Raw genomic sequence first — 4,243 nt, forward strand, 5'->3', positions numbered from 1 at the left:
TACACTAAGTGACGTCAAAAACCCGCAAATTCTATGGATTTGCGGGTTTTTTGTTTTATTTCATATCAAAATATCCCAATTTATATCAATCTAAACGTGAGCTATTCGGTGAGTCTTTTTTATGTTATAAATTTACTCACAAAAAAGCATGTAAGTAAATGTATATCAAAATATTACATCATTTATTTTAATGCTTTTTATCACTGTTTAACTTCTTTTTTTGAGCAACTAATGATTGGAATTAGTGAACTGTATCAAAGTACAATGGTTAAACACAAAATGAATGGATATGAGAACAACGAACACTTTTGGGATTCACTTTGTCATCAGAGTGACGAAACAACAGAAAAATGAAAAGGATTCCGTTTACGGCTCGTATTACGGTAGATGGTAGCAGGTCGGAAATTTCCCTGAAAACGAAAATCTAAAAAAATTCATCAGAAAACAATACAGAAAAGACAAATACTTTAGTGAAAGTACCTTTGTTGCCACAAGCTGTCCAACTTATTTCAAAATACAAAAACCACCCTGCGGCTGTGGCAAACGAAACACTGTTTTCTGTGATAACCTTTGCGACAACGGTTACGTTAAGCAATGGCATTCCGATTGAGTCTGTAAGTAAAATGTTAGGGCATACTTCTATCCGAACCACACAGATTTACGTGAAAGTGGCCGAACATAAATTGAGTGAAGATATGCAGAACCTAAAGCTAAAAATGGTTTCCTCTCAAAGATAAATTTTTAGTAAACTACCTTTGAATACCAAATAGTGCCTCTGAGTGCCAATTTCATTAAGGTTGTAATTATTTTGAATTGATTTGCATCAATATCTTATTAATCTAAAACGAATGCAAAATAAAAGTAGAGCTAATCTTCTTTTTGAATCAACTTCATTCGCAAAAAAACAACCTGTTTTTTGCTAAAAACCACTTAGAATAAATACCTTTGCCCATATTCAATTTTGGTATAAAATTATATCTGTTATATTAGGGAACGAGTGAAAATTCACAATAGAAAAAAATATCTGAGTTTTTTAAAATTTAAAAGAAATTTTCAAAAATATGGACTGGAAACAGCCAAAAGTTATGAGTTGGTTCTTCATTGGCTCAAAAATAGGCTAAACAGGACACAATTCCTTATTTTATCAGGTATTCTTGTTGGCATTACAGCCGGAATGGCCGGTGTGATACTGAAAACTTTGGTACATACCATTCACTCTTTCATCACGACCAAAGTCTATTTTGAATACCAAATGCTCCTTTATATCGTCTTCCCGTTTCTCGGAATTGTACTGACCACTGCTATTGTACTAACTATATTTAAAGGTCAGGATAGAAAAGGTATTGGTGCAATTCTTTATGAGATAGCCCAAAATTCAAGTATTGTTTCTTCTGTAAAAATGTATTCACAGATTATACAAAGTGCCATAACAGTGGGCTTTGGAGGTTCTGCCGGACTGGAAAGCCCTATGGCTGTTACAGGTGCCGCTATTGGTTCTAATTATGCACGGACATATAGATTAAGCTATAAAGAACGCACATTGCTATTAGCTGCCGGTGCTACTGCCGGTATTGCTTCTGCATTCAATGCACCAATTGCTGGTATTATGTTTGCTTTTGAAATCTTGCTCACGGGTGTCGTTTTCACAGACTTTATTCCTTTGGTAGTTGCTGCAGTATGTGGAAGTCTTTTGTCTCGGATTTTACTACAGGAAGACGTTTTGTTCAGGTTCTATAGTCGGGAGGCTTTCAACTATGTGAATGTTCCTTATTACCTTGTACTAGGGATTATTTCAGGATTATACGCAAGATATTTTGTAGTGATTTCGCAAAAGGTTGAACATTTTATGAATGAACTAAAAATATCTCGACTACAAAAAGCAATGTTGGGAGGAGTCATCCTTTCATTACTGTGCTTTTTGTTTCCACCTCTATTCGGAGAGGGATATAATACCGTAAAAGATTTTAGTAATGGCAATATCCATTCTGTTATAGATAATAGTTTTTTCAGGTATATTGATTTTAAAGAATGGATGGTTATTTTGTTTTTGCTTCTTGTATTGTTTTTTAAAGCATTTGCTACCTCTTTTACTATTTTTAGTGGAGGTAATGGGGGTAATTTTGCACCATCACTATTTGCAGGCGGAACATTAGGTTTCTTATTTGCTATTATTTGTCAACAATTAGGTTTTAAGGAAGTACCCATTAATAATCTGGTTTTGGTCGGAATGGCAGGAGCTATGAGCGGAGTATTATATGCACCCCTTACAGCAATTTTTCTGATTGCAGAGTCGAGCTTCGGCTATGATCTTTTCATTCCTCTTATGATAGTTTCAGTTATTTCCTTTCTTATTGCAAAATGGTTTTCTCCTATTTCACCCGATTTAAAAGCTTTGGCAGATGAAGGAAAGATATTTACCAATAGGCATGACAAAAATCTTCTTTCTCGTTTGAAAACAAAAGATTTTGTTGATATTCAATCTCAAGTTATCAATTTAAATGCTTCTATAAGCGAATTATTTGAAATGGTAAAAAGCGGCAATAAAAATGTTTTTGCTGTGGTCGATGATTCTGGTATATTAAAAGCTATTCTTACATTAGACGACATTAGACCTTACTTGTTTAACAAGGACAATATTGAGATTAAAATATCCCAGATAATGAAACAACCACCGGCTATAATTCATCTTGAGGATCAACCTTTGGACATATTGCAGATGTTTGATAGTACCGCAACATGGAATCTTCCTGTAGTAGATGACCATAACGTTTTTATAGGCTTTATCTCTAAGTCTTCTATATTGACAAGTTATCGGGAACTTCTGAAAGCTTATTCTGAGTAATACGTAGTAAAATCATTTATTACGCTAAAAATCAACTGCTTTAATAAAATCATTTAGAAGTCATTAGATAATTCCATATTCTTTAAGTATTGAAAAACATTGAGATTTATGGAAAATCTCTACGAACAATTTTCGATAAACACATAGATAAATCCGCTCAAATCGTTACAGATGATTGGAAAGGATATAAACCAATAAAAGATTTTAAAATTAACCAAATTTCAAGCAATAAGGGTAAAATTTTTCTAACACTACAAACAATGATTGCTTCGCCAGTTCGAGCAAAGCTCTCGGGTCATCAAGTGAAATCCTGGTTAAGAACGACATATTCTTGGGTCTTAAATTCTAGTATTAACAAATATTTAATTAAGTATTTCGTTATCAGAGACCATTTATATATTTTTTCCTACCTTTGTATTTATTATTTCATAGCGGCATTTCAGATTTTACCTAATGTGTCTAACCGCTATTTTTGCTTCAGGATTAATTTCTTTTAGCTTCGTTCAGTAAAAGCTGTCCATTTTATTTCAGAAAAAAATAAAACAACCAGATCGCAGTCAGCAGCATTGCGGTTGCATAAATTTTTATTATGATAGAATATACCTATTACAAAACTTTACAAGAAGTTTCAATTGAAACAGAAAAACAAATTTCCGACTTATTTTCATCCATTATAGAATTTGACAATGTCAAGACAGATATTCAAAAGTCTCTGTTTGTAATTAATTAAGAAAACAACAAGATTATGCCACATTGGATTGATATACTAATTTTTATTGTTTACTTTTTAGGGATGCTGAGTGTTGGCTTTTATTTTGCCAACAAGCATACCGACGAACGAGATTATTACACAGGAGGAGGTAAATTGTCGGCAGGACATGTTGGACTGTCGGTAGTCGCTACGGATGTAGGAGGCGGGTTTTCCATAGGTCTGGGAGGTGTTGGCTTTACTATGGGCTTGTCGGGCTCGTGGCTTTTGTTTACCGGCTTAATCGGTGCCTGGCTTAGTGCTGTTTTCTTAATTCCCAGAGTTTTTGACTGGCAACGAGAACGAGGAAGCTACTTCCTGACTCTACCACAAGTTTTCCAATTTTTATACAACAAAAAGGTAGCTTTAGTCGCCGCAATTATCTGCATTATCGGTTATACCGGTTTTACGAGTTCGCAGTTTTTGGCAGGAGCAAAACTTTCCTCTGCAGCATTTCCCGCTATTGATACGCAGACTATGCTTTGGATTATGGGAGCTATTGCTGTTTTTTACACGATGCTTGGCGGGATGAAAGCTGTTATTTATACCGATACAGTACAATGGATTATTTTATTAGGCGGATTAATGTTAATTGCTATTCCGGTTGCTTATTTTAAACTAGGCGGGTTTGAGGGCATACAGCCTTACCTGAG

The 4,243-nt window shown here is 34.5% G+C and carries 3 protein-coding genes and 2 pseudogenes; all 5 read left to right on the plus strand.

The window, feature by feature from the left end; genetic code table 11:
• Nucleotides 1-566: 566 nt before the first annotated feature.
• Nucleotides 567-737 (plus strand): annotated as a pseudogene (locus VKY47_RS14455) (tyrosine-type recombinase/integrase); the annotation flags it as partial.
• 260 nt (nucleotides 738-997) lie between these two features.
• Entirely contained in the window at nucleotides 998-2,842 is a 1,845-nt protein-coding gene (locus VKY47_RS02800) for a chloride channel protein (protein ID WP_324310177.1), read from the plus strand.
• 113 nt (nucleotides 2,843-2,955) lie between these two features.
• Nucleotides 2,956-3,216, plus strand: a pseudogene (locus VKY47_RS02805) (hypothetical protein); the annotation flags it as partial.
• A 215-nt stretch (nucleotides 3,217-3,431) separates the two neighbouring features.
• A complete protein-coding gene (locus tag VKY47_RS02810) occupies nucleotides 3,432-3,572 on the plus strand; it encodes a hypothetical protein (RefSeq protein ID WP_324310179.1) in 141 nt (46 codons plus the stop codon).
• Nucleotides 3,573-3,587: 15 nt separating this feature from the next.
• On the plus strand, nucleotides 3,588-4,243 hold a 656-nt coding region (locus tag VKY47_RS02815), incomplete at its 3' end, for a sodium:solute symporter family protein (protein ID WP_414731188.1).

It is taken from the genome of Xanthomarina sp., assembly GCF_035306705.1.
Taxonomy (GTDB): Bacteria; Bacteroidota; Bacteroidia; order Flavobacteriales; family Flavobacteriaceae; genus Xanthomarina.

Excerpts from the sequence above, each read along its gene's own strand:
- VKY47_RS02810 (WP_324310179.1), top strand. The coding sequence starts at position 3,432 with ATGATAGAATATACCTATTACAAAACTTTACAAGAAGTTTCAATTGAA.